1 protein-coding gene is annotated in these 651 nt (G+C 72.5%); it reads right to left on the reverse strand.

All coding sequences use genetic code 11. The features are described from left to right. Nucleotides 1-573 (reverse strand): hypothetical protein (locus tag ACFRQN_RS31890; protein ID WP_380743797.1); only part of this gene is annotated, 573 nt, incomplete at its 3' end. Nucleotides 574-651 lie beyond the last annotated feature (78 nt).

Below are 651 nucleotides of genomic sequence, written 5' to 3' on the forward strand. Positions count from 1 at the left end.
GGACGACGGGCCGGCCGGCGTCCCGTCCTCGCCCACGGTGAAGACCTCGATCTCCTTCTCCAAGGTCACCGTGATCCGGCCCGGACCGGACCACTCGGCCCTGACGAAGCCGTCCTCCTCCTCCCAGGTGCCGAGGCCCCAGTGGCGGGCCGACCAGCCGCTGCCGGCCACCAGCTCCACCCGGTAGACCGGATCGATCGAGAAGGCGACGTCGGTGACGCTCAGTACGTGGTCGGAGCGGCTCGGGTCGGGCTTGCGGTCGACCAGCCGGCCGTCGCCGCCGAAGACGTACGCCAGGCCGCCGACCGCCGCCCCGATGACGAGCAGCGGCGACAGGACGGCCGCGAAACCGATCTGCGCCCACCTGGTGCGGAACTCGACCTGGGCCACCGCCGAGGCCATGGCCAGGGTGACGGCCGTACCGAGCAGCAGCACCGGGTGGTTCAGCCAGCGTTCGACCTCGACCAGCCCGCCCTGGCGGGAGGAGAAGTAGCCCGGCAGGTACACCAGGAAGGCCGCCAGCGCCGCGCCACGGAGCCACCAGACGACCTGCCCGCGGCGCGTCACCGTCATTTGCTCCCCCCGGAGTTGCCCTTTGCCGGGACTTTACTACGGGGGTGCCGGGCGGCCCGGACAGCGGGTGCTCCGCTG

The organism is Kitasatospora sp. NPDC056800, assembly GCF_042789775.1.
GTDB lineage: Bacteria > Actinomycetota > Actinomycetes > Streptomycetales > Streptomycetaceae > Kitasatospora.